Raw genomic sequence first — 21,383 nt, forward strand, 5'->3', positions numbered from 1 at the left:
TGACCGCGGTGTCCTGACAGTGGAAGTCCGTGGGGCCCTCCTTCAGCGCCCTGCCGCCGCTCTCGTCATCCGTTCTCCCAACTCCCGTACGCTCTCCACCAGTTCTGCGGGCTCCCGCACCGTGAAGTCGTAGCCGGGCATGGCCAGGCACACCGCCGTCCAGTCCGTGGGGCCGTCCAGTGTCGTGCGCAGCCGGCAGCTCCGCTCGTCCAGCGGCTCGGGCGTGCCCAGCCAGCCCGGCAGCCGTGCCGCGACGGCTTCGGCCGGTGCGGCGAAGGTGACGTCGAGGTCGTACGACTCCTGTACGCGGTGCATGGACTGCCGCAGGTACTCCGCCGCGCTCCCGGTCGGCAGCTCACGCGGCGTGAACCTGGCCCCGGTCGCGAACGGCTCGCTCACCCGGTCGACGCGGAACGTGCGCCAGTCCGCGCGGTCGAGGTCGTACGCCACGAGGTACCAGCGCCGCTCGGTCGACACCAGTCGGTACGGCTCCGTCACCCGCCGGGACTCGGTGCCGTCGGCCGCCCGGTAGGCGAACCGCAGCCGTTCCCGTCCGGCCACCGCGGCGGCCATGACGGTCAGCGTCCCGGGTGCGATGGTCGGCCCGTCCCCGCTGATCAGCGGGGTGGTGGCGGCCTGGAGGGTGGTCACCCGGTGGCGCAGCCTGCCGGGCAGCACCTGCTCCAGCTTGGCCAGCGCCCGCACGGAGGCCTCCTCCACGCCTTCGAGGGCGTGCCCGGCACCGACACGCAGTCCGACCGCGATGGCCACGGCCTCCTCGTCGTCGAGCACCAGCGGTGGCATCGCCTTGCCCGCGACCAGCCGGTAGCCGCCGTCCGGGCCCAGCGTCGCCCGCACCGGGTAGCCGATGTCGCGCAGCCGGTCGATGTCCCGCCGGATCGTGCGGCGGGAGACCCCGAGACGGTCGGCGAGCTCTCCGCCGGGCCATTCGCGGGGCGTCTGGAGGAGGGAGAGGAGTTGGAGGAGCCGGGCGGGGGTGTCCGTCGTCATGGGCTCGAGGGTGCCGCAGGACCAGGACACGATCTGACCTGTTCCGGGTACCCGTTCAGCCGTTTCCGTGGCGCTGCCCGAGGGTGCCACCGGGAAACAGACACAAACAGAAGCCCGTTCGTGCCCGTTTGGATCCGTTCCTGTTTACTTTCCGGGCATCTCGCCGTAGCCTCGAAGAGAAACCACGCGTTCGGGCATTGGCCGGAGGTGAGTGAGCATGTACGCACCAGAGCGTCAGCAGGAGATCCTGCGGCTCGCCCGTGACGGCGGCCGGGTGGATGTGGTCTCGCTGGCTGAGCATTTCCAGGTGACGGCGGAGACGATCCGCCGGGACCTGAAGTCCCTCGATCGCGCGGGCCTGGTCCGCAGGGTGCACGGCGGGGCCATCCCCGTCGGACGCTTCGACTTCGAGCCGGACCTCGCCGAGCGTGAGACGACCGCCGCCGACGAGAAGGCCCGCATCGCCAAGGCCGCCCTCGCGGAACTCCCGAACGAGGGCACGGTGATCGTCGACGCCGGTTCGACGGTGGCGTTGTTCGCCGGCTCCCTGCCGGCGGAGCTCTCGCTCACCGTCGTCACCCACAGTCTGCCCATCGCGGCCCGCCTCGCCGACCACCCCGGCATCCAGCTGCACCTGGTCGGCGGCCGCGTGCGGCACCGTACGCGTGCCGCCGTGGACGCCTGGGCGCTGCGCGCGTACGGCGAGATCCGCGCGGACGTGCTGTTCGTCGCGGCCAACGGGTACTCCGTCGAACACGGTCTGACCACACCCGATCTCGCCGAGGCCGCGGTGAAGCGCGCGGCCATGGCGGCCGCCCGTCGCGTGGTGCTGCTCGCCGACTCCTCCAAGTACGGCCAGGAGCACTTCGCCCGCTTCGGCGGCATGAACGACGTGGACCTGCTGATCACCGACAGCAGGCTGAGCCCCGAGAACGCCCTCGCGATCGAGCGCGGCGGTACGGAAGTAGTGCGTGCATGATCCTCACGGTCACCCCCAACCCGTCCCTGGACCGTACGTACGAGGTCCCCGCGTTGGACCGCGGCGAGGTCATCCGGGCCACCGGCGAACGCGTGGACCCGGGCGGCAAGGGAGTCAACGTCTCCCGCGTCGTCGCCGCGGCCGGCCGGCGCACCGTGGCCGTACTGCCCCTGGGCGGCGCCCCGGGCGGCCTGGTCGCCGAACTGCTGGACGCGCAGGGCATCGAGGTCGCTCCGGTCCCGGTGGCCGGTGTCACCCGCTCCAACATCGCGCTCGCCGAGGCGGACGGTGTCCTGACGAAGATCAACGCGCCCGGTCCGGAACTGACGGCGGCCGAACAGGAGTTGCTCCTGGAGACGGTTCACCTGCAGGCGCGGGGCGCCGACTGGATCGCCTGCTGCGGCAGCCTTCCGCGCGGCCTGGAGCCCTCCTGGTACGCCGAGCTGGTCGCCCGGGCGCACGCCTCCGGGGTGCGCATCGCCCTGGACACCTCCGGGCCCGCACTGGTCGCGGCGCTGCGCGAGCGGCCCGACGTGGTGAAGCCGAACGCCGAGGAACTCGCCGAGGCCGTCGGACGCCCCCTGGCCACCGTCGGCGACGCGGTGAAGGCGGCCGGGGAGCTGCGCGAGATGGGCGCCCGCGCCGTGCTCGCCAGCCTGGGCGCCGACGGGCAGGTGCTCGTCGACGAGAACGGCGCCTGGTTCGGCACCGCCCGGGTGGACGTCGTCCGCAGCAACGTGGGCGCGGGCGACTCCTCGCTCTCCGGCTTCCTCATGGCCGGCGGGCACGGGCCGGAGGCACTCGCCTCGGCGCTCGCCCACGGAGCGGCGGCCGTCCAGACACCCGGCAGCGTGGTGCCCACGCCGAGCGACCTGGACCCGGGCGCGGTGACGGTCACGGCAACGGTGCCGGTCGACCGTGTACTGAAGGAGCCGGTGTCATGACCGTCCGTAGCACCTGTGCCGCGCGTACCGCCCGTACCGCGCACACCCCCTCCGCTGCCTCGGGCGCCGACCCCGGCGCCGTCCTCCGCAGCCCCACCGTCCCCCACCGCATCACCGGCATCACTGTCCCCGTTATCCCTTTCGCCCACCCCACGCCACGGGCGATACGCGTGCGAAGGAGCCCGCGATGAGCGAGATGATCACCGCGGATCTGGTCGACCTCGACCTGTCCGCCGACACCAAGGAAGCGGCGGCGCGAGCCCTCGCCGAGCGGATGGTGACCCTCGGCCGGGTGACCGACCTGGAGGGTTTCCTCGCCGACGTGGCCGCCCGTGAGGCCCAGATGCCGACAGGCCTCGACGGCGGCATCGGCATCCCGCACTGCCGCAGCGAGCATGTCACCGAGCCGACGCTGGCCTTCGGGCGCAGCTCCGCCGGGATCGACTTCGGTGCCGCGGACGGGCCCGCCGACCTGATCTTCCTGATCGCCGCGCCGGCGGGTGCGGACGACGCTCATCTGACGATCCTTTCGTCGCTGGCCCGGAAGCTGATGAACGCCGAGTTCACCGACGCGCTCCGGTCGGTCGGAGACGCGGAGGGCGCGGCGGCGCTCGTCCGCGGGGACGAGCGGCCGGCGGCGGACGAGTCGGCGGCCACGGCATCCACGGCTGGGACCGGCAGCTCCGGCAGCCCCGCCGGTGCCACGGACACGGCGGGCACCGCGGGCACCGCGGACGTCAAGGACACCGCAGACTCCGTGGCGGCTCCGGTGGCGGCCTCCACCGGTGCCGCCACGGGTACCACCGACGCGGCGGGAGCCTCCGGTGCGGACGAGGGCGCGCGTCCCTTCCGGATCGTCGCCGTCACCTCCTGCCCCACCGGTATCGCCCACACGTACATGGCGGCCGAGGCGCTGGAGAACGCCGGCCGGGAGGCGGGCGTCGAGATCGCCGTCGAGCCGCAGGGCTCGGCGGGCTTCGAGCGGCTCGACCCGGCCGTGATCGCGGCGGCGGACGGTGTGATCTTCGCCCACGACGTGCCCGTCCGGGAGAAGGAACGCTTCGCGGGCAAGCCGACCGTCGACACCGGCGTCAAGGCGGGCATCAACCGCCCCGCCGAGCTGATCGCCGAGGTCCGCGGCAAGGCCGAGCGCGGTGAGGTCACCGCGGCCGCCGCCTCCACCGGTACGCCCGTGGACCGCGCCGGCGAACCCGGCGAGGGCTACGGCACCAAGCTGCGCAAGTGGCTCATGTCCGGCGTCAGCTACATGGTCCCGTTCGTCGCGGCGGGCGGTCTCCTCATCGCCCTCGGCTTCGCGATCGGCGGCTATGAGATCAACGAAGCGCCGTCGGTGATGGAACACTTCGCGTGGACCCAGGCCGCCAGCTGGGGCGCCCTGCTCTTCCAGATCGGCGGCGTCGCCTTCGGCTTCCTCGTCCCGGTCCTGGCCGGTTACATCGCCTACGGCATGGCCGACCGGCCCGGACTCGTGCCCGGCTTCGTCGGCGGTTCGATCTCCCTCACCATCAACGCCGGCTTCCTCGGCGGCCTCGCGTCCGGTCTGATCGCCGGTGCGGTCGTGCTGGCGATCCAGCGGGTGCGCATCCCGGCGTCGCTGCGCGGCATCATGCCGGTGGTGGTGATCCCGCTGATCTCCTCGGCGGTGGTCGGCTTCCTGATGTTCGTGGTGATCGGCAAGCCGATCGCCTCGGCGCAGAAGGGCATGACCGACTGGCTGAACGGCCTCACCGGAACCAACGCCATCCTGCTCGGCACCCTGCTCGGCCTGATGATGTGCTTCGACCTCGGCGGCCCCGTCAACAAGGTCGCGTACACCTTCGCCACGGCCGGTATCGCGGTCGCGAGCCCCAGCGACTCCGCGATGAAGATCATGGCCGCGGTGATGGCGGCCGGTATGGTTCCGCCGCTGGCGATGGCCCTGGCCACCACGGTCCGCGGCAAGCTCTTCAACCGGACCGAGCGGGAGAACGGCAAGGCCGCCTGGGTCCTGGGCGCCTCCTTCATCTCCGAGGGCGCGATCCCGTTCGCGGCGGCCGACCCGCTGCGCGTGATCCCCGCCTCGATGGTGGGCGGCGCGGTCACCGGCGCCCTGTCGATGGCCTTCGGTGCCACCCTGCGCGCACCCCACGGCGGTATCTTCGTGGTCCCGCTGATCGGCAACCCGTTCCTCTACCTGCTCGCCATCGCGGCGGGCGTCTGCGTCACGGCGGCTCTGGTGATCGTCCTGAAGAGCCTGGGCAGGTCGGCTCCGGGAGTGGACGGCGCGAACGCGGGCAAGGGCTCGGTGGCCTCGGCGGCCGAGGCGAAGCAGCCGGTGGCCGCGTGACACGGCAGCCGGAAAGGGCGGCGGATTGCCCCTTTAGAGCCGTATAAATGATCCCTGGGTGCTTATAGGCCACTCAAGGTGATTCGCAGCCGTTCACGGCAACTGCGATATAGATCACGTTCACCACGGTCCGGGACCAAAGTCCCGGACCGTGGTGTGTACTGGGGCGCATGCCTGAGCACGACTCGATCTTGAGGGTGGCGGGCGCCGCCGTCCTCACCGTGGTGGCCGTGGCCTGCACGGTGGGCCTGGCCGGTGTCCTGCGGCGCGGACGCGGACGCGGACGGGGCGGGGATGTTCACCCCTGGCAGGGACCGGAGCCCGGACCGAGGTCCGGGCCGGCGCCGGGGTACGCGGACCCGGCGGGGCAGGAGCTTCAGGCGCTGCGCGCGATTCCGCGTCAGCGGCGGACGGACCCGCGGGCGGAGGAGGTACGGCTCACGCCGGCGGAACGCGAGGCGTTCGCCGTGCTGGTGCGGCGCCTGGCCGGCGGCGCCGCGGGCGACCGTTGAACCGGGACCGGGACCGGGTCGGGGCCCGGGGTCCTCGGGGTCCGGGGTCAGGACACCTGTGCCGCGCGGCGCTCCATCGCGTCCCGGGCGGCGTCCTCGGTGACGTACACCTCGCACATGTGCCGTCCGTCGGGCGTGGCCGTGTGCTCCACTTCCCAGAGGGACATCTCCACGCCGTCACGCAGCAGGAACGCGTGCTCGTACAGGGAGAAGCTCAGTCCTGAACGCCCCGCCCGTCCCGCGCGGAACGGGCGGCCGAAGGCCTGGGTGATCTGGTGGGCGAACGCCGTGGTCAGCAGCGCGGCCGTGCCGGGGCCCGGACGGTCCGCGTTCTCCGCCCGGCGCAGTAAGCGGCGCGCGTGGTCCGCCGAACCGTCGGGGACGTAGACCGGGCGGGGTGTGGGGATCCGGGACAGCTGCACCACCACCGGCAGCTCGAAGTCCGGGGCCTCCGGCGGCAGCGGCAACCGGGCGGTCGCGACCCGCAGTTCCTCCTCGTCCGCGTACACCTCGTGCTCGGGCTCGCTGCCCGGGGTGGCGTTGTGGACGAGTTCCCAGAGGGTGAGCGCCGAGCCGTCGGCGAGCAGCCAGGTGTGCCGGTACGTCTCCCGGTGCAGGCCGGCGCTGTGATGCGCGGAGTGCAGCGAACTGTCGTGTGCCAGCGCGCAGTCGAGCCGGTGCACGGCCTCGTCGGGCAGTTCGAAGGAGTTCAGGGCACGGCCGAGCAGTCGCGCGAGGTGCTCCTCAGGAGACTCGGGCGAGTCGGCTGGTTCGTACGCTGCCGTCTCGTACGGAACGCTCAAGGTTTCTCCCGGCGTCGCTGCATGTCACCCAGTGGGTGCATACCGTAGCCCCTCGGGCGGACATCATGTCCGGGAACTGAGAAAAAGGTACGGCGGGAAAACGAACGAGAGACGCGGGAAATTCCCATCCGCTCCGGCGGACCTCTCGTACCTCCTGCTCAGTCGCCCCTCCCGGGGTGAGTCGCCGGGCCGTCGGCCGGTGAACCCGGACTCCGCTCAGCGGTCACCGCTCTCCGCTCACCGGTCGGCGCCGGTTCGCCCGTCGCTCCCTCCGCGTGTCCACGTGTCCGCCGCGCCGTACAACTCCCGGTACGACGGCCAGACTCCGCCCGGCCCGTCCACCGACTCGGCCGCGCGCACGGCCCGTACGATCGCGCGCGTCACCAGGTCGGCGCCGGCCGCGAGGATCGCGTTCAGAGCGAGGGGGGCGGCGTCGAGCGGGCGGGTGCCCGTGGCGAGGGCGAACACCGTGTCCCCGTCGTTGAGCAGATGCACCGGCCGCACCGCCCGCGCGATGCCGTCGTGCGCGGTACCGGCCAGCTTCTGCGCCTGGGCCTTGGACAGGTCCGCGTCGGTGGCGACCACCGCGAGTGTGGTGTTGAGCGGGGGAGGACCGCTCAGCTCGGCGAGGTCGGCGAGCCGCCGGAGCGCCGCCTCGTGCACCTCCGGGTCCGGATGACGGACCCGGCCACCCTGGAACAACTCCCCGTACAGCACCCCTGTTTCCGGATCCGTCACCGCGCCCGCCGCGTTGGCCACCACCAGCGCGGCCACCGTGATCCCCGAATCCAGCACCCTGCTCGCGGTGCCGACCCCGCCCTTCACCGCTCCGACCACGGCCCCCGTGCCGGCGCCCACGCATCCCTCCGGCACCCGTGCCCCCGGTGCGGTCGCCGCTGCCGCCTCCACCGCGGCCCGCCCGGTGGCCGCGTCCGGACGGGCCCGGAAGTCGCCGCCCCGGCCCAGGTCGAAGACGCAGGCGGCCGGCACCACCGGCACCACGTGGGCGGGTTCCGGTCCGACGCGGACTCCGCGGCCCCGCTCCTCCAGCCAGGCCATCACCCCGGAGGCCGCGTCGAGTCCGTAGGCACTGCCGCCGGTCAGGACGACCGCCTCGACCCTCTGCACGAGGTTGCGGGGATCGAGCGCGTCGGTCTCCTTCGTGCCGGGACCGCCGCCGCGTACGTCCACGGCGGCCACGGCACCGCCCTCGGGCGCGAGCACGACCGTGGTGCCGGTGAGCAGGCCGCCGCCGGAGCGGGTCGCGTGCCCCACGCGAACGCCGGCCACATCTGTGAGCGCGTCAACTGTCATGGCGCCAGTCTCGTGCAGGGCCCTCCTCCCGCGCGGTCACCGACGGAAACGGAAGAGCGGAACGGCGAGGTCGTACCCTGGAGGGATGAGCACCGCCCCCGAACCCCGGCCGCGCGAGCCGAAGCCCGCGCTGGTCTTCGACGATCCGCTGGACCAGCAGTCCTCGGACGACACGGACCGGGGATGGGGCGAGCGCCCGTCGGGCGACAGCGCCTCTGACCTGAAGCGCTTCCTCGACGAGAAGCCGCCCCACCACATCTGACCGGGCGCGGCCCCGCGGTCCGACGGCCGGGGGCCGTGCCGGTGCCGGCTATCGCCCGCCGTTGATCGAGCCGCGCTGTGCGACCAGCTCGTCGCGGATCTCCTTGAGCACCTCCAGCTCGGAGATCTCGACGATCTCCCGGGTGCCTTCCTTCGCCTTCCTGCGGGCCTCCACCCGGGCCAGGTAGCGAGCCATCGGCAGCACCATCAGGAAGTAGACGACAGCGGCCGTGATCACGAACTGGAGCGTCGAGCCGAGGACCGAGCCCCACAGGATGCTGACCCCCGTCGCGGCGTCTCCGGTGCCCTCGCAGGGGCCCTTCAGGCACGAGCTGTAGCTGTCCAGGTCCTGGGTGCCGAAGGCGCCGACCAGCGGATTGATCACGCCCTTCACCACCGAGTTGACGATGTTGGTGAAGGCCGCGCCGATGACCACGGCCACCGCCAGATCGACGACGTTCCCGCGCATCAGGAAGGCCTTGAAGCCCTGCCAGATGCTCGGTTCGTTCTTCTCGCTCACCTCGGAGCTCCATCCTGTAGGCGTGACGCCGGTGGCCGAACGCTCCGCAACCTACGACAGGGCATCGTCCATCTGCCCAGTGGGGCCCCTCGAACGGGGTGCGTGAGGTGAAGACGGCGTCAAGGGCCGGCGAATCCCTCACCCCAGCGTCACCGCCAGCCGTGCCGTGGTGCTCGCGCCCGCCAGCTCGGCAGCGGTGGCACGCGGAACCGACAGCACCACCAGGGCCCCGCCCGCGTCCGGGGTCTCCGGCGGCTCCGGCACCTCTGTGACCCGTGCTCCCCGCGCGACCACGCGGGCTCCACCGCCGGCCGCACCGCCCGCGCCCCGCTCCCCGGCAGCGATGACGTCGACCCGGTCGCCCGGCCGCAGCAGCCGCACCGTGGCGGCGTCGGCGATCCGCACCGGTGCCGTGACCCGGTCGCCCGCAGGCCGGGTCCCTGCGGCACGGTCTCCCGTGGACCCGTCCGCCGAGGCGGCCGACGCCGACGTGACCCGCGTGCCCGAAGCGCCGTCCGGATGCCCGCGGGACCGGTCCGTCTCCCGTGGGCCCGCCGCCACCAGCGCCACCGCCGTGACGGCGAGGCCGACCGCCGCGGCCCGCCGCCGGTGCCGGACGAGCCGGCCGGACCACAGCAGACCGTCACGCACCCGCACCGGCGCGAAGTGCGGCACCTCGCACCGGGGCGGGACACCGGCCGAAAAGGACGAGAAGGAGGAAGGAGAGGAAGGGAAGCGGTGCGAGGGCTCACGGGACGAAGAGAACGGCACGGGACACCACCTGCGGCGAGGGAACGGCTTGCGCACCCCACGATGAGGCTTCCCGCCGTTCTCCGCCGGAGCCTGTGGACACACCGCGCCCTGTGGAAAACTCCCTCACCCGAACGTGCGGCCCTACGGCAGCGCGAACCCCGGGTCCATCCCGCCCAGTGCCGAGGCGCACAGGCAGTCCCGCTCCTCGGTGGCGGGCAGCGCCGCCACCGTGTCGAAGAGCACGTTCCGCAGGCGGTCCACGTTCGCCGCGAACACCCGCAGCACCTCGTCGTGCGAGACGCCCTCGCCGGTCTCGGCGCCGGCGTCGAGGTCGGTGACCAGGGTCAGGGACGTGTAGCAGAGCTCCAGCTCACGGGCGAGCATTGCCTCGGGATGGCCGGTCATGCCCACCACCGACCAGCCCTGCGCCCGGTGCCACGACGATTCGGCGCGGGTGGAGAAGCGCGGCCCCTCGACCACGACCAGCGTGCCGCCGTCCACCGGTTCCCAGTCCCGTCCGCGCGCCGACTTCAGGGCGGCCGCCCGGCCGGTGGGGCAGTAGGGGTCGGCCGGCGACACGTGCACGACGTTCGGCACCGTGCCGTCGGGCAGCGGCAGCCCGTCGAAGTACGTGCCGACCCGGGACTTCGTACGGTCCACGAACTGGTCCGGGACCAGCAGCGTCCCCGGTCCGTACTCGGGCCGCAGCCCGCCCACCGCGCACGGTCCGAGCACCTGGCGGGCGCCGACCGACCTGAGTGCCCACAGGTTGGCCCGGTAGTTGATCCGGTGCGGCGGCAGATGGTGGCCGCGTCCGTGCCGGGGGAGGAAGGCGACCCGCCGGCCGGCCAGCTCGCCGAGGAAGAGGGAGTCGCTGGGCGCCCCGTACGGGGTGTCCACCCGGACCTCGGTCACGTCGTCGAGGAAGGAGTAGAAACCGGAGCCGCCGATCACGCCGATCTCGGCGTTCGCCTTGTGCACCATGTTCGCCATGCCCCGCACCCTAACCGCCCCGAAAACGCCCCGGGACCGCTCCCGGAAACGCCGTGGACCCCGTCGTCGGACGACGACGGGGGTCCACGGGAAACCGGGCCTACGCGGCGGTGGTGCTGCTGGAGCCGGTCGACGGGCCCGAGCTCGAGCCCGAGGAGGACGACGCCGAGCCCGAGGAGGAAGACGACGAGGACGACGACGAGCTCGTCGAGGAGTCGGACGACTTCGACGCCGCCGGGGTGCTGCTCGACGAGGAGCCCCGGCTGTCGTTGCGGTAGAAGCCGGAGCCCTTGAAGACAATGCCGACCGCCGAGAACACCTTCTTCAGGCGGCCCTGGCAGTTCGGGCACTCGGTCAGAGCGTCGTCGGTGAACTTCTGCACCGCCTCGAGGCCCTCGCCGCACTCGGTGCACTGGTACTGATAGGTGGGCACTGTCTTCCTCCTGGCACTCTCACTCGATGAGTGCTAAACGACGCTTCATAGTGCCGTATTCCGGGTGTTCAGTCCACTGTGACGGGCGAGCGGTGACCCACGCCACGTGCGACGGTGCGTCCGTGCGGGGCCGGCACCAGCCGTGACCGCAGCGCCAGCAGGGTCACCAGGGCGAGCACCGTACCGCCCATCGGCACCAGGAAACCGGAGCCGTCCCACAGGCGGTCCTCGAACTGTCCGGCGACGGTGACCGCGGCCGCCTGACCGAGTGCCACCGCGCCGGTCAGCCAGGTGAAGGCCTCGGTGCGGGCCCCCGCCGGAACCAGGTCGTCGACCATGGTGAAACCGGTGATCAGGGCGGGCGCGATGCACATGCCGACCAGGAGCCCGAGCGCTGCGAGGAGCAGCGACGACTGGGCGGTCCACAGGGCGGACGCGCTCACCGCGAGCGCCGCGTACCCGACGACGAGGCGCCGCTGCGGGGCGACCTTCCAGGCGATGGCGCCGCAGGCGATGCCGGAGAGCATGTTGCCCGCGGCGAAGACGCCGTACAGGACGCCGTTCAGACCGGGTTCGCCGATCGACTCGGTGTACGCGGCCAGCGACACCTGCATGCCGCCGAAGACGGACCCGATGCCCAGGAAGGTGACGATCAGCACGCGCACCCCGGGGACGCGCAGGGCGGAGGCGTGCTGCACGCGCGCGTGCCCGCCGGCGGCGACCTCGGGCTGGGTGCCCTTCTGCGCGGCGAACAGCAGACCGCCGACCAGGGTCAGCGCGGCCTCGGTGACCAGGCCCGCGGCCGGGTTCACGGCCGTGCACAGGGCGGTGGCCAGCAGCGGTCCGACGACGAAGGTCAACTCGTCGGTGACGGACTCGAAGGCCGCCGCGGTGGTCATCAGCGGGGAGTCCTTGAGCTTGACGCCCCAGCGGGCGCGCACCATGGGCCCGATCTGGGGCACCGAGGCGCCGGTGGGAACGGCCGCGACGAACAGTGCCCACAGCGGGGCGTCGGTCAGCGCCAGCGCGGTCAGGGCCAGCGCGGACAGGGTGTGCAGCAGCACACCGGGGACGAGTACGGCGCGCTGCCCGTGGCGGTCGGCGAGCCGGCCGCTGAAGGGCGCGAACAGGGCCATGGAGACACCGGTGGCCGCCGCGACGGCGCCGGCCGCGCCGTAGGAACCGGTGGTGTGCTGCACCAGCAGCACGATGGAGAGGGTGAGCATCGCGAACGGCTGGCGTGCCGCGAAACCGGGGAGCAGGAACGTCCAGGCGCCGCGGGTGCGCAGCAAGCGGCCGTATCCCGGACGGGAGGTGGCCGCGGAGTCCTTCGACGTGGTGACCGTGGATGCCACGGCCCGTGCCTTTCTGCCGCCTGGTGGCGCGCGGCCCTCACACTCGGGCTTCGGGCACGCCGAGAGCTGTCCTCTTGCGCTGACTGCGGTAGATGCCGGGTGCCACAGCTCAGGGCAGGTCGGCCGCCATACGGTCGCGCCAGCTCTGCGTCAGGCAGAGTTGGTTCGATCTGGGTACTCCATGCATGGTACAGGCGTCGCTTCGGCGCGGTCGGGCGTCCACCGGCGGCAAGGGCTTGTGCGCCGCTGGAACCGGGCGCCGGGAGACCATGACCCGGTGGAACCGGGCACTGCGGGGCCGTGACCCGGTGGACGACGGACGTGTCAGCGCTTCGGGTCCTCGCCGTCGATGCCCAGCCAGTCGGCCAGCTTGCCGCCCTGGCCCACCGCGCGCAGGCGGCGTTCGGTGGCGTCCCGGACCGGGTCGGTGGCGACGACGAGGAGTTCGTCCCCGTGCCGCAGCATCGTCGTCGGCAGCGGGACGAACGAGGTGCCCCCGCGCACGACGAGTGTGACGGCCGCCCCTTTCGGCAGCCGGAGTTCGGCGACCTCCACACCGTGCATCTTCGACTCCTGAGGGATGTCGACCGACAGCAGATGCCCGCGCAGCCGTTCCAGGGGCGCCGACTCGATGCCCAGGTCGGCGGCCTCCGTACCCGTGCCGAGCCGCAGCTTGCCGGCCAGCCACGGCAGCGTCGGCCCCTGGACGAGGGTGTAGACGACGACCAGGACGAAGACGATGTTGAAGATCCTCCGGCTGCCCTCGACGCCCTCCACCATCGGAATCGTCGCCAGGATGATGGGCACGGCGCCGCGCAGTCCCGCCCACGACATCAGCGTCTGCTCCTGCCAGGGCACCCGGAACGGCAGCAGGCACAGCACGACGCTCAGCGGACGGGCCACCACGGTCAGCACCAGCCCGATGAGCAGCGCGGGCACGATGTCGTCGCCCAGTTCGTGCGGGGAGACCAGCAGACCGAGCAGGACGAACATGCCGATCTGGGCGATCCAGCCGAGCCCCTCGGCGAAGCCGCGGGTGGCGGGCCAGTGCGGCAGTCTGGCGTTGCCCAGCACCATCGCGGCGAGGTAGACGGCGAGGAAGCCGCTGCCGTGGGCCATGGCGCCCGCCGCGTAGGCGGTGACGGCGATGGCCATGACGGCGATCGGGTAGAGGCCGGAGGCGGGCAGTGCCACGTGCCGGAGCCCCCAGGCGCCCAGCCAGCCCACCGCGAGTCCGACGGCGGCGCCGATGGCCAGTTCCAGGGTGATCTCGCCGAGCAGGATGTACCAGTGCTCGATCGGGCCGGCCGTGGAGAAGGCGAGCACCAGGATGACCACGGGGGCGTCGTTGAAGCCGGACTCGGCCTCCAGGGTGCCCGTCACGCGTGGGGGGAGCGGAATGCGCCGCAGTACGGAGAAGACGGCCGCCGCGTCGGTCGAGGACACCACCGCGCCGACGATGAGGGCCTGCCGCCACTCCAGACCGACCAGGAAGTGCGCGGCCGTCGCGGTGACCCCGACGCTCACCGCGACGCCGACGGTCGCGAGCGCGGCGGAGGCGGGCAGGACGGGTCTGGTCTCCGCCCACTTGGTGCCCAGACCGCCCTCGGCCAGGATCACCACCAGGGCCGCGTACCCGAAGACCTGCGTCAGCTCGGCGTTGTCGAACTGGACGTGGCCGATGCCGTCCTGGCCGATGGCGACGCCGATGCCGAGATAGACGAGCAGGCTGGGGAGCCCGCTGCGCGAGGAGATCCGGACCGCTGCGACGGCGACGAGCAGGATCAGCGAGCAGACGAGCAGGAGCTGGTTGAGGTGGTGGACAGTCAGCGGCCGTTCCCTTCCCTGGCTCACGTGCGGCGCGCCCGACCTCGGCTGCGGGGCGCGGGAAGCCGTCGCGTTCGCGGCGAACCGCTTCGTTACCTTACCTAACTCTTGACGCGTTCTTGATGCGCCCACCTGGCATCATCGAACGTCCGTCCGGGCTGGTTCCCGACTCCGCGTCAAGCGGCGTGGGGTCCTGCGCCTATCGTTGCTCCAGCGCTCAGTTAAAAGCACAGCCCGCCCTGCCGCTCGCGTAAGGACAGCAAGGACAGCGATGCCCACCGACACCACCGCCTCCACGGGTCAGCAACCCGTCAAGTCCGGCCGGAAAAGGGGGCGCAAAGCCCGTCTGCTCGTGTTCGTCCTGGTGCTGGCCCTGATCGGCGGTGTCGCCTACGGGGCGTACTGGTCGATCGGCACCGTGCGTGCCTCCTTCCCGCAGACCAAGGGATCGATCACGCTCAAGGGCCTGTCGGGTCCCGTCGACGTCAAACGCGACGGCCACGGCATCCCGCAGATCTACGCCTCCTCCGACGAGGACCTGTTCATGGCGCAGGGCTACGTCCAGGCGCAGGACCGGTTCTACGAGATGGACGTGCGCCGGCACATGACCTCCGGGCGCCTGTCGGAGATGTTCGGCGAGAGCCAGATCGAGAACGACGAGTTCCTGCGCACCCTGGGCTGGGACCGGGTCGCGAAGCAGGAGTACGAGAAGAAGCTCTCCCCCGCCACGAAGAAGTACCTCGACGCCTACGCCAAGGGGGTCAACGCCTACCTGGAGGGCAAGGAGGGCGCGGACATCTCCCTGGAGTACGCGGCGCTGGGCTTCACCAACGACTACACGCCCGGACCGTGGACCCCGGTGGACTCCGTGGCCTGGCTGAAGGCGATGGCCTGGGACCTGCGCGGCAACATGCAGGACGAGATCGACCGCGCCCTGCTGACCAGCCGGCTGGGCCCCGAGCAGATCGCCGACCTGTACCCGGCGTATCCGTACGGCCGGAACAAGCCGGTGGTCCAGGAGGGCCAGTACAACGAGCTGACCGGGGCCTACGAGTCGGGCGGCGGCGAGAGCGGCACGGGCGACGGGACCGGGACCGGCGACGGAACCGGAACCGGCATCGGCGGTGACGGCACCGGCGTGGGCACCGACCCGGGCACGGGTGCGGGCACCGGCGGTGCGGAGGGCGCGTCCGGTGCCGTCGGGACCGGCGGGGGCGGTCTGGAGAGCCAGCTGTCGGGGCTCCAGGAGGTCCTGCAGAACCTGCCCACGGCCGTCGGCGTCAACGGCGACGGCATCGGCTCCAACTCCTGGGTGGTTTCCGGCGATCACACCGTCACCGGTGAGCCGCTGCTGGCCAACGATCCGCACCTGTCGGCCTCGCTGCCGTCCGTCTGGTACCAGATGGGCCTGCACTGCCGCAGCGTCTCCGCCGCCTGCCAGTACGACGTCACCGGCTTCACCTTCGCGGGCATGCCCGGCGTGATAATCGGCCACAACGCGGACGTCGCCTGGGGCCTGACCAACTCCGGTGTCGACGTCACCGACCTCTACCTGGAGAAGATCACCGGCGAGGGCTACCAGTACGACGGCAAGGTGGTGCCCTTCAAGGCGCGCGAGGAGACCATCAAGGTCGCCGGCGGCGCGTCGCGGAAGATCATCGTCAGGGAGACCGGCAACGGCCCGCTGCTCTCCGACCGTTCCCCCGAGCTGGTGCGGACCGGGAAGAAGGCCACCGTCGACTCCGCCGCGCCCGACCGGGGCGACGGCTACGGTGTCTCGCTGCGCTGGACCGCGCTGGAGGCGGGCCGCACCATGGACGCCGTCTTCGCGATGAACCGCGCGAAGAACTGGGACGACTTCCGCGAGGCGGCCACCCTCTTCGAGGTGCCCTCGCAGAACCTCGTCTACGCGGACACCGAGGGCCACATCGGCTACACCCTGCCGGGCAGGATCCCCACCCGCGCGAAGAACCACGACGGCTCCGTCCCGGCACCCGGCTGGAACTCGGAGTACCGCTGGACCGACTGGATAGACCAGGACGCGCTGCCCTACGAGTTCGACCCCGACCGCGGCTACATCGTCACCGCCAACCAGGCCGTGGTCGACCCCGACGCGTACCCGTACACCCTGACCACCGACTGGGGCTACGGCGCCCGCAGCCAGCGGATCAACGATCTGATCCAGTCGAAGATCAAGGACGGCGGCAAGATCTCCACCGACGACATGCGGCAGATGCAGCTCGACAACAGCAGCGGTATCGCCAAGCTGCTGGTGCCCGAACTGCTCAAGATCGACGTCAAGGACCCGGAGGTCCGCAAGGCGCAGAAGCTGCTGGAGGGCTGGGACTACACCCAGGACGCCGACTCCGCGGCCGCCGCCTACTTCAACTCCGTCTGGCGCAACGTCCTCAAGCTCGGCTTCGGCCACAAGCTGCCCAAGGAGCTGCGGGTCAAGGGCCAGTGCCTGTGGGTCGACCCGGTCAACCCCACCGGGCCCGCCGACGAGAGCGCCAAGGTGCGCGAGTGCGGCATGCGCGAGGCCGACCAGGCCCAGCCCGACGGCGGCGACCGCTGGTTCGAGGTGGTCCGCACGCTGATGGAGAAGGAGGACAGCGCCTGGTGGACGACCCCGAAGGCGGGCGCACGCGAGGGCGCGGAGAACCGCGACGAGCTGTTCAGGCGCGCCATGATCGACGCCCGCTGGGAGCTCACCGCCAAGCTCGGCAAGGACATCGACACCTGGAGCTGGGGCCGGCTGCACCGCCTGTTCCTGAAGAACCAGACCCTGGGCACCTCCGGCCCCGACGTCCTGCAGTACGTCCTCAACCGCGGCCCCTGGAAGCTCGGCGGCGGCGAGGCCACGGTCAACGCGACCGGCTGGAACGCCGCGGGCGGCTACGGGGTGGTGTGGGTGCCGTCGATGCGGATGGTGGTCAACCTCGGCGACCTCGACAAGTCGCGGTGGATCAACCTCTCCGGCGCCTCCGGCCACGCCTACAGCTCCCACTACGTCGACCAGACGGACAAGTGGGCCGAGGGCGAACTGCTGGAGTGGGCGTACTCGGACAAGGCGGTCGAGGGCAGCACCAGCGACACGCTGCTGCTCAAGCCCTGAGAGGCCCGGCCCTCGACGCATGAGGCATGAGGCATGACGCATGAGGAAGGCGGCCGCCACGTACGCGTGGCGGCCGCCTTCCTCATGCCGGGGCCTCCGGGCCTGCGGTCCCGCCGAGGCCGCCGGAGCGGTGCCGGCGCTCAGCCGAACCGCCGTACCCCCGACGGGGTCACCACCGCGTGCACGGGCCGGTCGTGGGGTTCCTCGGGAACCCGCTCGACCACCTCGGTGTCGTACAGCAGCACCACCAGGGCCGGGTGCGCGCCCGCGCGCTCCAGCCGGGCCAGCACCCGGTCGTAGGAGCCGCCGCCGCGCCCCAGCCGCATCCCGCGGGAGTCCACGGCCAGGCCCGGCAGCAGCACGGCGTCCGCTCCGGTCACGGCGTCCGGCCCGAGGCGCTCCCCGGCCGGCTCGAGCAGGGCCATCCGCCCGCCGTGGCGCACCCGGGTGAGCGAGTCCTGGCCGGTGTACGCGCCCCAGTCCAGATCGTTGTCGGGGAGCAGGGCCGGCAGCAGCACGCGTGTGCCCCCCGCGCGCAGCGCGTCGAGCAGTGCGAGCGTGCCGGGTTCGCTTCCCACGGAGACGTATGCCGCCACCGTGCGCGCGTGCGCCAGTTCGGGCAGTCCGAGCGCGCGGTCGGCCAACGCGGTCGCGGCATCCCGCACGTCATCCGCCGTCAACCTGTTCCTCGCCAGGAGGATTTCCCGTCGCCATGCCCGCTTGTCAGAATCGTTCGCGCGACCGTCGTGTCTCAACTCTGTTCCTCAACTGTTTCATTGTGCGCATATAAGCATTAAATATGCGGAGTCGCAGATTCCCTGCAAAGGCACCGGATATGGTGGCGGGCATGAGTCAGTCGCACCCTCGGATCAGCAAGGCTGTCATCCCCGCAGCAGGCCTCGGCACCCGGTTCCTGCCGGCCACCAAGGCCACTCCCAAGGAGATGCTGCCGGTCGTCGACAAGCCGGCGATCCAGTACGTGGTCGAAGAGGCCGCAGCCGCCGGCCTCGATGACGTCCTCATGGTGACGGGCCGCAACAAGCGCCCCCTGGAGGACCATTTCGACCGTAATTACGAACTGGAGTCGGCCCTCGACAAGAAGGGTGACGCCGCCCGTCTCGCCAAGGTCCAGGAATCCAGTGACCTCGCGACCATGCACTACGTCCGCCAGGGCGACCCCAAGGGGCTCGGCCACGCCGTCCTGTGCGCCGCCCCGCACGTCGGCGACGAAGCCTTCGCCGTCCTCCTCGGCGACGACCTGATCGACCCGCGCGACTGCCTGCTCCAGCGCATGATCGAGGTCCAGGAGGAGCACGGCGGCAGCGTCGTCGCGCTCATGGAGGTCGCCCCGGAGCAGATCCACCTCTACGGCTCCGCCGCCGTCGAGGCCACCGCCGACTCCGACGTGGTCCGGGTCAGCGGCCTGGTGGAGAAGCCCGAACCGGCCGACGCCCCCTCCCACTACGCCATCATCGGCCGCTACGTCCTCGACCCGGCCGTCTTCGACGTACTGCGCAAGACCGAGCCGGGCCGCGGCGGCGAGATCCAGCTCACCGACGCCCTCCAGCAGCTGGCCGCGGACGAGAAGATCGGCGGCCCGGTGCACGGTGTGGTCTTCAAGGGCCGCCGCTATGACACCGGCGACCGAGGCGACTACCTGCGTGCCATTGTCCGACTCGCGTGCGAACGTGAAGACCTGGGCCCGGACTTCCGGACCTGGCTCCGTCATTACGTCACCGAGGAGATGCAGGAACGTTGAGCACCGCCGCGCCCCGCACCGCAGGCCCGGACCACCTCTGGTCGGTGGACGAGCACCTGGACGACATCCTCGCCACCGTCCGCCCCCTGGAACCCATCGAGCTGAACCTCCTCGACGCCCAGGGCTGCGTCCTGGTCGAGGACGTCACGGTGCCGGTGTCGCTGCCGCCGTTCGACAACAGTTCCATGGACGGGTACGCGGTGCGGGTCGCGGACGTCGCGGGCGCGAGCGAGCAGTACCCGGCCGCCCTCGAGGTCGTCGGTGACGTGGCGGCCGGCCAGTCCGACCTGTTCCGGGTCGGGCCAGGCCAGGCGGTGCGCATCATGACCGGTGCCCCGCTCCCGCCCGGCGCCGAGGCCGTCGTCCCCGTCGAGTGGACCGACGGCGGGCTCGGCGAGGGCCCGGTCACCGCGATGCGGGCCCGCAGCCTGGCCCCCGAGGGCGCCACCGGGCAGGTGCTCGTCCACCGCCCGGCCCGGGCCCGCGCGCATGTGCGCGACCAGGGCAGCGACGTACGGGCCGGTGACCGCGCCCTGACGGCCGGGACCGTCCTCGGCCCGCCGCAGATCTCCCTGCTGGCCGCGATCGGCCGCGGCACGGTACGCGTGCATCCGCGCCCGCGGGTGGTGGTGATGTCCACCGGCAGTGAACTCGTCCAGCCCGACGAGGAGCTGAGCCCCGGCCGGATCTACGACTCCAACAGCTTCTCCCTCACCGCCTGCGCCCGGGACGCCGGCGCCATCGCCTACCGCGTGGGCGCCGTCGCGGACGACGCCGACACCCTCCGCGACACCATCGAGGACCAGCTGGTGCGCGCCGACCTGGTGGTCACCACCGGCGGGGTGAGCGTCGGGGCGTACGACGTCGTCCGGGAGGCGCTGTCGTCCGTGGGCGACGAGGACGAACCGGGCAGCGGCATCGACTTCCGCAAGCTCGCCATGCAGCCCGGCAAGCCCCAGGGCTTCGGCTCCATCGGCCCCGACCACATCCCGCTGCTGGCCCTCCCCGGCAACCCGGTCTCCTCGTACGTCTCCTTCGAGCTGTTCGTGCGCCCCGCCATCCGCACCCTGATGGGCCTCACGGACGTCCACCGCCCGAGAACCCGCGCGACCCTGACCGCGGACGGGCCGCTGACCTCGCCGAAGGGCCGCCGCCAGTTCCTGCGCGGCCGGTACGCCGACGGCGAGGTGACCCCGGTCGGCGGCGCCGGATCCCACCTGGTGGCCGCCCTCGCCCAGGCGAACGCGCTGATCGTCGTCCCCGAGGACACCGAGTCCGTCGCGCCCGGCACCGAGGTCGAGGTGGTCCTGCTCGGCTGAGCCGCACCGGTTGGCGGTACCGTGTCGCGCACAGCAGGCCCGTGCGCCGCACCGCGGCGGGCCCGGACCGGGAGCGCCACACGATCATGACCGTGCCTTCCCGGGGGGAGACCCCCGGACACCCTGACCAGCGCCGTCTGACGCACATCGACGAGACGGGCGCGGCCCGGATGGTCGACGTGTCCGGCAAGGACGTCACCGCGCGCACCGCCCGCGCCACCGGCCGCGTCCTGGTCTCGCCCCGCGTGATCGAACTGCTGCGCGGCGAGGGCGTCCCCAAGGGCGACGCCCTGGCCACCGCGCGGATCGCGGGCATCATGGGCGCCAAACGCACCCCCGACCTGATCCCGCTGTGCCACCCCTTGGCGGTGTCCGGTGTGAAACTGGACCTGTCGGTCGCGGACGACGCCGTGGAGATCACGGCCACGGTGAGGACGACGGACCGCACGGGCGTGGAGATGGAGGCGCTCACCGCGGTCTCCGTCGCCGCGCTCACCGTGATCGACATGGTCAAGGCGGTCGACAAGAAGGCGGTCATCACGGACGTGCGGGTGGAGGAGAAGACGGGCGGCAGGTCGGGCGACTGGAGCAGGGCATGACACTGGACGCATCCGTCGGCGGCGCACTTCTCGCGCCGTACAGCGCCCTGGTGGTCACCGCCTCCAACCGGGCCGCCGCCGGCGTCTACCGGGACACGGGCGGCCCCCTGATCGCCGAGGGCCTGCGGCGCTTCGGCTTCGCCGTCGACGGCCCGCGGGTGGTCCCGGACGGCGACCCCGTGGAGGCCGCGCTGCGCGCGGGCGCCGAGGCCGGGTACGACGTCATCGTGACCACCGGCGGCACCGGCGTCTCGCCCACCGACCGCACCCCCGAGGCGACCCGCGCGGTGCTCGACCACGAGGTGCCCGGCATCGCGGAGGCCATCCGGGCGTACGGCCGGGACAAGGTGCCCACGGCGGCCCTCTCCCGGGGCCTCGCGGGCGTCGCGGGCCGGACGCTGATCGTCAACCTGCCCGGGTCCAGCGGCGGGGTGGAGGACGGCCTGGCCGTCCTGGAACCGCTGCTGAAGCACGCGGTCGACCAGCTGCGCGGCGGTGACCACTCCAGAACCGGAACCAGTGGCGGGGGTGCGAGCTGA

At 72.1% G+C, this 21,383-nt stretch carries 20 protein-coding genes; 10 read left to right on the forward strand and 10 right to left on the reverse strand.

Translation table 11 applies throughout. The annotated features are described in order from the left end of the window. Positions 1-42: 42 nt before the first annotated feature. Complete coding sequence (locus PYS65_RS20985) at positions 43-1,011, reverse strand: helix-turn-helix transcriptional regulator (RefSeq protein WP_279335461.1); 969 nt, start codon at positions 1,009-1,011, stop codon at positions 43-45. A gap of 217 nt (positions 1,012-1,228) precedes the next feature. Between PYS65_RS20985 and PYS65_RS20990 the strand changes: the two genes are divergently transcribed. The 4 genes from PYS65_RS20990 to PYS65_RS21005 all read left to right on the forward strand — a co-directional run bounded on the left by PYS65_RS20990 (position 1,229) and on the right by PYS65_RS21005 (position 5,793). After that, positions 1,229-1,990 carry a DeoR/GlpR family DNA-binding transcription regulator gene (locus tag PYS65_RS20990; protein WP_279335462.1) on the forward strand — a complete coding sequence of 254 codons (762 nt, stop codon included), beginning with the start codon at positions 1,229-1,231 and terminating at the stop codon, positions 1,988-1,990. Beyond that, positions 1,987-2,934: a 1-phosphofructokinase gene (pfkB, locus tag PYS65_RS20995; RefSeq protein WP_279335463.1), complete on the forward strand. Its 948-nt coding sequence runs from the start codon at positions 1,987-1,989 to the stop codon at positions 2,932-2,934. The genes PYS65_RS20990 and pfkB overlap by 4 nt, the downstream gene beginning before the upstream one ends. Positions 2,935-3,121: 187 nt before the next feature. Beyond that, positions 3,122-5,281: a fructose-specific PTS transporter subunit EIIC gene (locus tag PYS65_RS21000; RefSeq protein WP_279335464.1), complete on the forward strand. Its 2,160-nt coding sequence runs from the start codon at positions 3,122-3,124 to the stop codon at positions 5,279-5,281. 170 nt (positions 5,282-5,451) lie between these two features. Next, on the forward strand, positions 5,452-5,793 hold the full coding sequence (locus PYS65_RS21005) for a hypothetical protein (RefSeq protein ID WP_279335465.1): 342 nt from the start codon (positions 5,452-5,454) through the stop codon (positions 5,791-5,793). 47 nt (positions 5,794-5,840) lie between these two features. Here the strand turns inward: PYS65_RS21005 and PYS65_RS21010 are convergent, their stop codons facing one another. Continuing rightward, positions 5,841-6,596, reverse strand: coding sequence for a DUF6227 family protein (locus PYS65_RS21010; RefSeq protein ID WP_279335466.1), 756 nt, complete (start codon positions 6,594-6,596; stop codon positions 5,841-5,843). Positions 6,597-6,833: 237 nt separating this feature from the next. Next, entirely contained in the window at positions 6,834-7,910 is a 1,077-nt protein-coding gene (locus PYS65_RS21015) for a P1 family peptidase (RefSeq protein ID WP_279335467.1), read from the reverse strand. Positions 7,911-7,995: 85 nt separating this feature from the next. On the opposite strand from PYS65_RS21015, the gene PYS65_RS21020 reads away from it, so the two are divergent. Further along, a complete protein-coding gene (locus tag PYS65_RS21020) occupies positions 7,996-8,172 on the forward strand; it encodes a hypothetical protein (protein WP_109380318.1) in 177 nt (58 codons plus the stop codon). Positions 8,173-8,220: 48 nt separating this feature from the next. Here PYS65_RS21020 and mscL read toward each other — a convergent pair whose 3' ends face one another. The 6 genes from mscL to PYS65_RS21050 form a co-directional block, all read right to left on the reverse strand. After that, positions 8,221-8,691, reverse strand: a complete 471-nt coding sequence (gene mscL / locus PYS65_RS21025; RefSeq protein WP_279335468.1) for a large conductance mechanosensitive channel protein MscL — start codon at positions 8,689-8,691, stop codon at positions 8,221-8,223. Between the two features lie 138 nt (positions 8,692-8,829). Beyond that, the gene (locus tag PYS65_RS21030; protein WP_279335469.1) at positions 8,830-9,366 is read right to left on the reverse strand and encodes an RcpC/CpaB family pilus assembly protein; all 537 of its coding nucleotides are present in this window, start codon (positions 9,364-9,366) and stop codon (positions 8,830-8,832) included. A gap of 219 nt (positions 9,367-9,585) precedes the next feature. Then, a complete protein-coding gene (locus PYS65_RS21035; protein WP_279338023.1) occupies positions 9,586-10,428 on the reverse strand; it encodes an S-methyl-5'-thioadenosine phosphorylase in 843 nt (280 codons plus the stop codon). Between the two features lie 109 nt (positions 10,429-10,537). Further along, positions 10,538-10,870 (reverse strand): FmdB family zinc ribbon protein, encoded by a 333-nt coding sequence (locus tag PYS65_RS21040; protein WP_279335470.1) that lies wholly within the window; start codon positions 10,868-10,870, stop codon positions 10,538-10,540. A 68-nt stretch (positions 10,871-10,938) separates the two neighbouring features. Next, positions 10,939-12,225, reverse strand: a complete 1,287-nt coding sequence (locus tag PYS65_RS21045; protein WP_279335471.1) for an MFS transporter — start codon at positions 12,223-12,225, stop codon at positions 10,939-10,941. Positions 12,226-12,549: 324 nt separating this feature from the next. Next, positions 12,550-14,079 (reverse strand): potassium/proton antiporter, encoded by a 1,530-nt coding sequence (locus tag PYS65_RS21050; RefSeq protein ID WP_279335472.1) that lies wholly within the window; start codon positions 14,077-14,079, stop codon positions 12,550-12,552. A 244-nt stretch (positions 14,080-14,323) separates the two neighbouring features. Between PYS65_RS21050 and PYS65_RS21055 the strand changes: the two genes are divergently transcribed. After that, positions 14,324-17,167, forward strand: a complete 2,844-nt coding sequence (locus PYS65_RS21055) for a penicillin acylase family protein (protein ID WP_279335473.1) — start codon at positions 14,324-14,326, stop codon at positions 17,165-17,167. Positions 17,168-17,307: 140 nt separating this feature from the next. Here the strand turns inward: PYS65_RS21055 and PYS65_RS21060 are convergent, their stop codons facing one another. Further along, the gene (locus tag PYS65_RS21060; protein ID WP_279335474.1) at positions 17,308-17,922 is read right to left on the reverse strand and encodes a 5-formyltetrahydrofolate cyclo-ligase; all 615 of its coding nucleotides are present in this window, start codon (positions 17,920-17,922) and stop codon (positions 17,308-17,310) included. 92 nt (positions 17,923-18,014) lie between these two features. Here PYS65_RS21060 and galU point away from each other — a divergent pair, with 92 nt between their 5' ends. From galU to PYS65_RS21080, 4 genes are all read left to right on the forward strand, one after another. After that, positions 18,015-18,926: a UTP--glucose-1-phosphate uridylyltransferase GalU gene (gene galU / locus PYS65_RS21065; protein ID WP_279335476.1), complete on the forward strand. Its 912-nt coding sequence runs from the start codon at positions 18,015-18,017 to the stop codon at positions 18,924-18,926. Next, positions 18,923-20,245, forward strand: coding sequence for a molybdotransferase-like divisome protein Glp (gene glp, locus PYS65_RS21070; RefSeq protein ID WP_279335477.1), 1,323 nt, complete (start codon positions 18,923-18,925; stop codon positions 20,243-20,245). The genes galU and glp overlap by 4 nt, the downstream gene beginning before the upstream one ends. An 86-nt stretch (positions 20,246-20,331) precedes the next feature. Continuing rightward, positions 20,332-20,844: a cyclic pyranopterin monophosphate synthase MoaC gene (gene moaC / locus PYS65_RS21075; protein ID WP_279335478.1), complete on the forward strand. Its 513-nt coding sequence runs from the start codon at positions 20,332-20,334 to the stop codon at positions 20,842-20,844. Next, the gene (locus tag PYS65_RS21080) at positions 20,841-21,383 is read left to right on the forward strand and encodes a MogA/MoaB family molybdenum cofactor biosynthesis protein (RefSeq protein WP_279335479.1); all 543 of its coding nucleotides are present in this window, start codon (positions 20,841-20,843) and stop codon (positions 21,381-21,383) included. Before moaC ends, PYS65_RS21080 begins: the two co-directional genes overlap by 4 nt.

Origin of the sequence: Streptomyces cathayae (assembly GCF_029760955.1) — a bacterium.
Lineage (GTDB): Bacteria > Actinomycetota > Actinomycetes > Streptomycetales > Streptomycetaceae > Streptomyces > Streptomyces cathayae.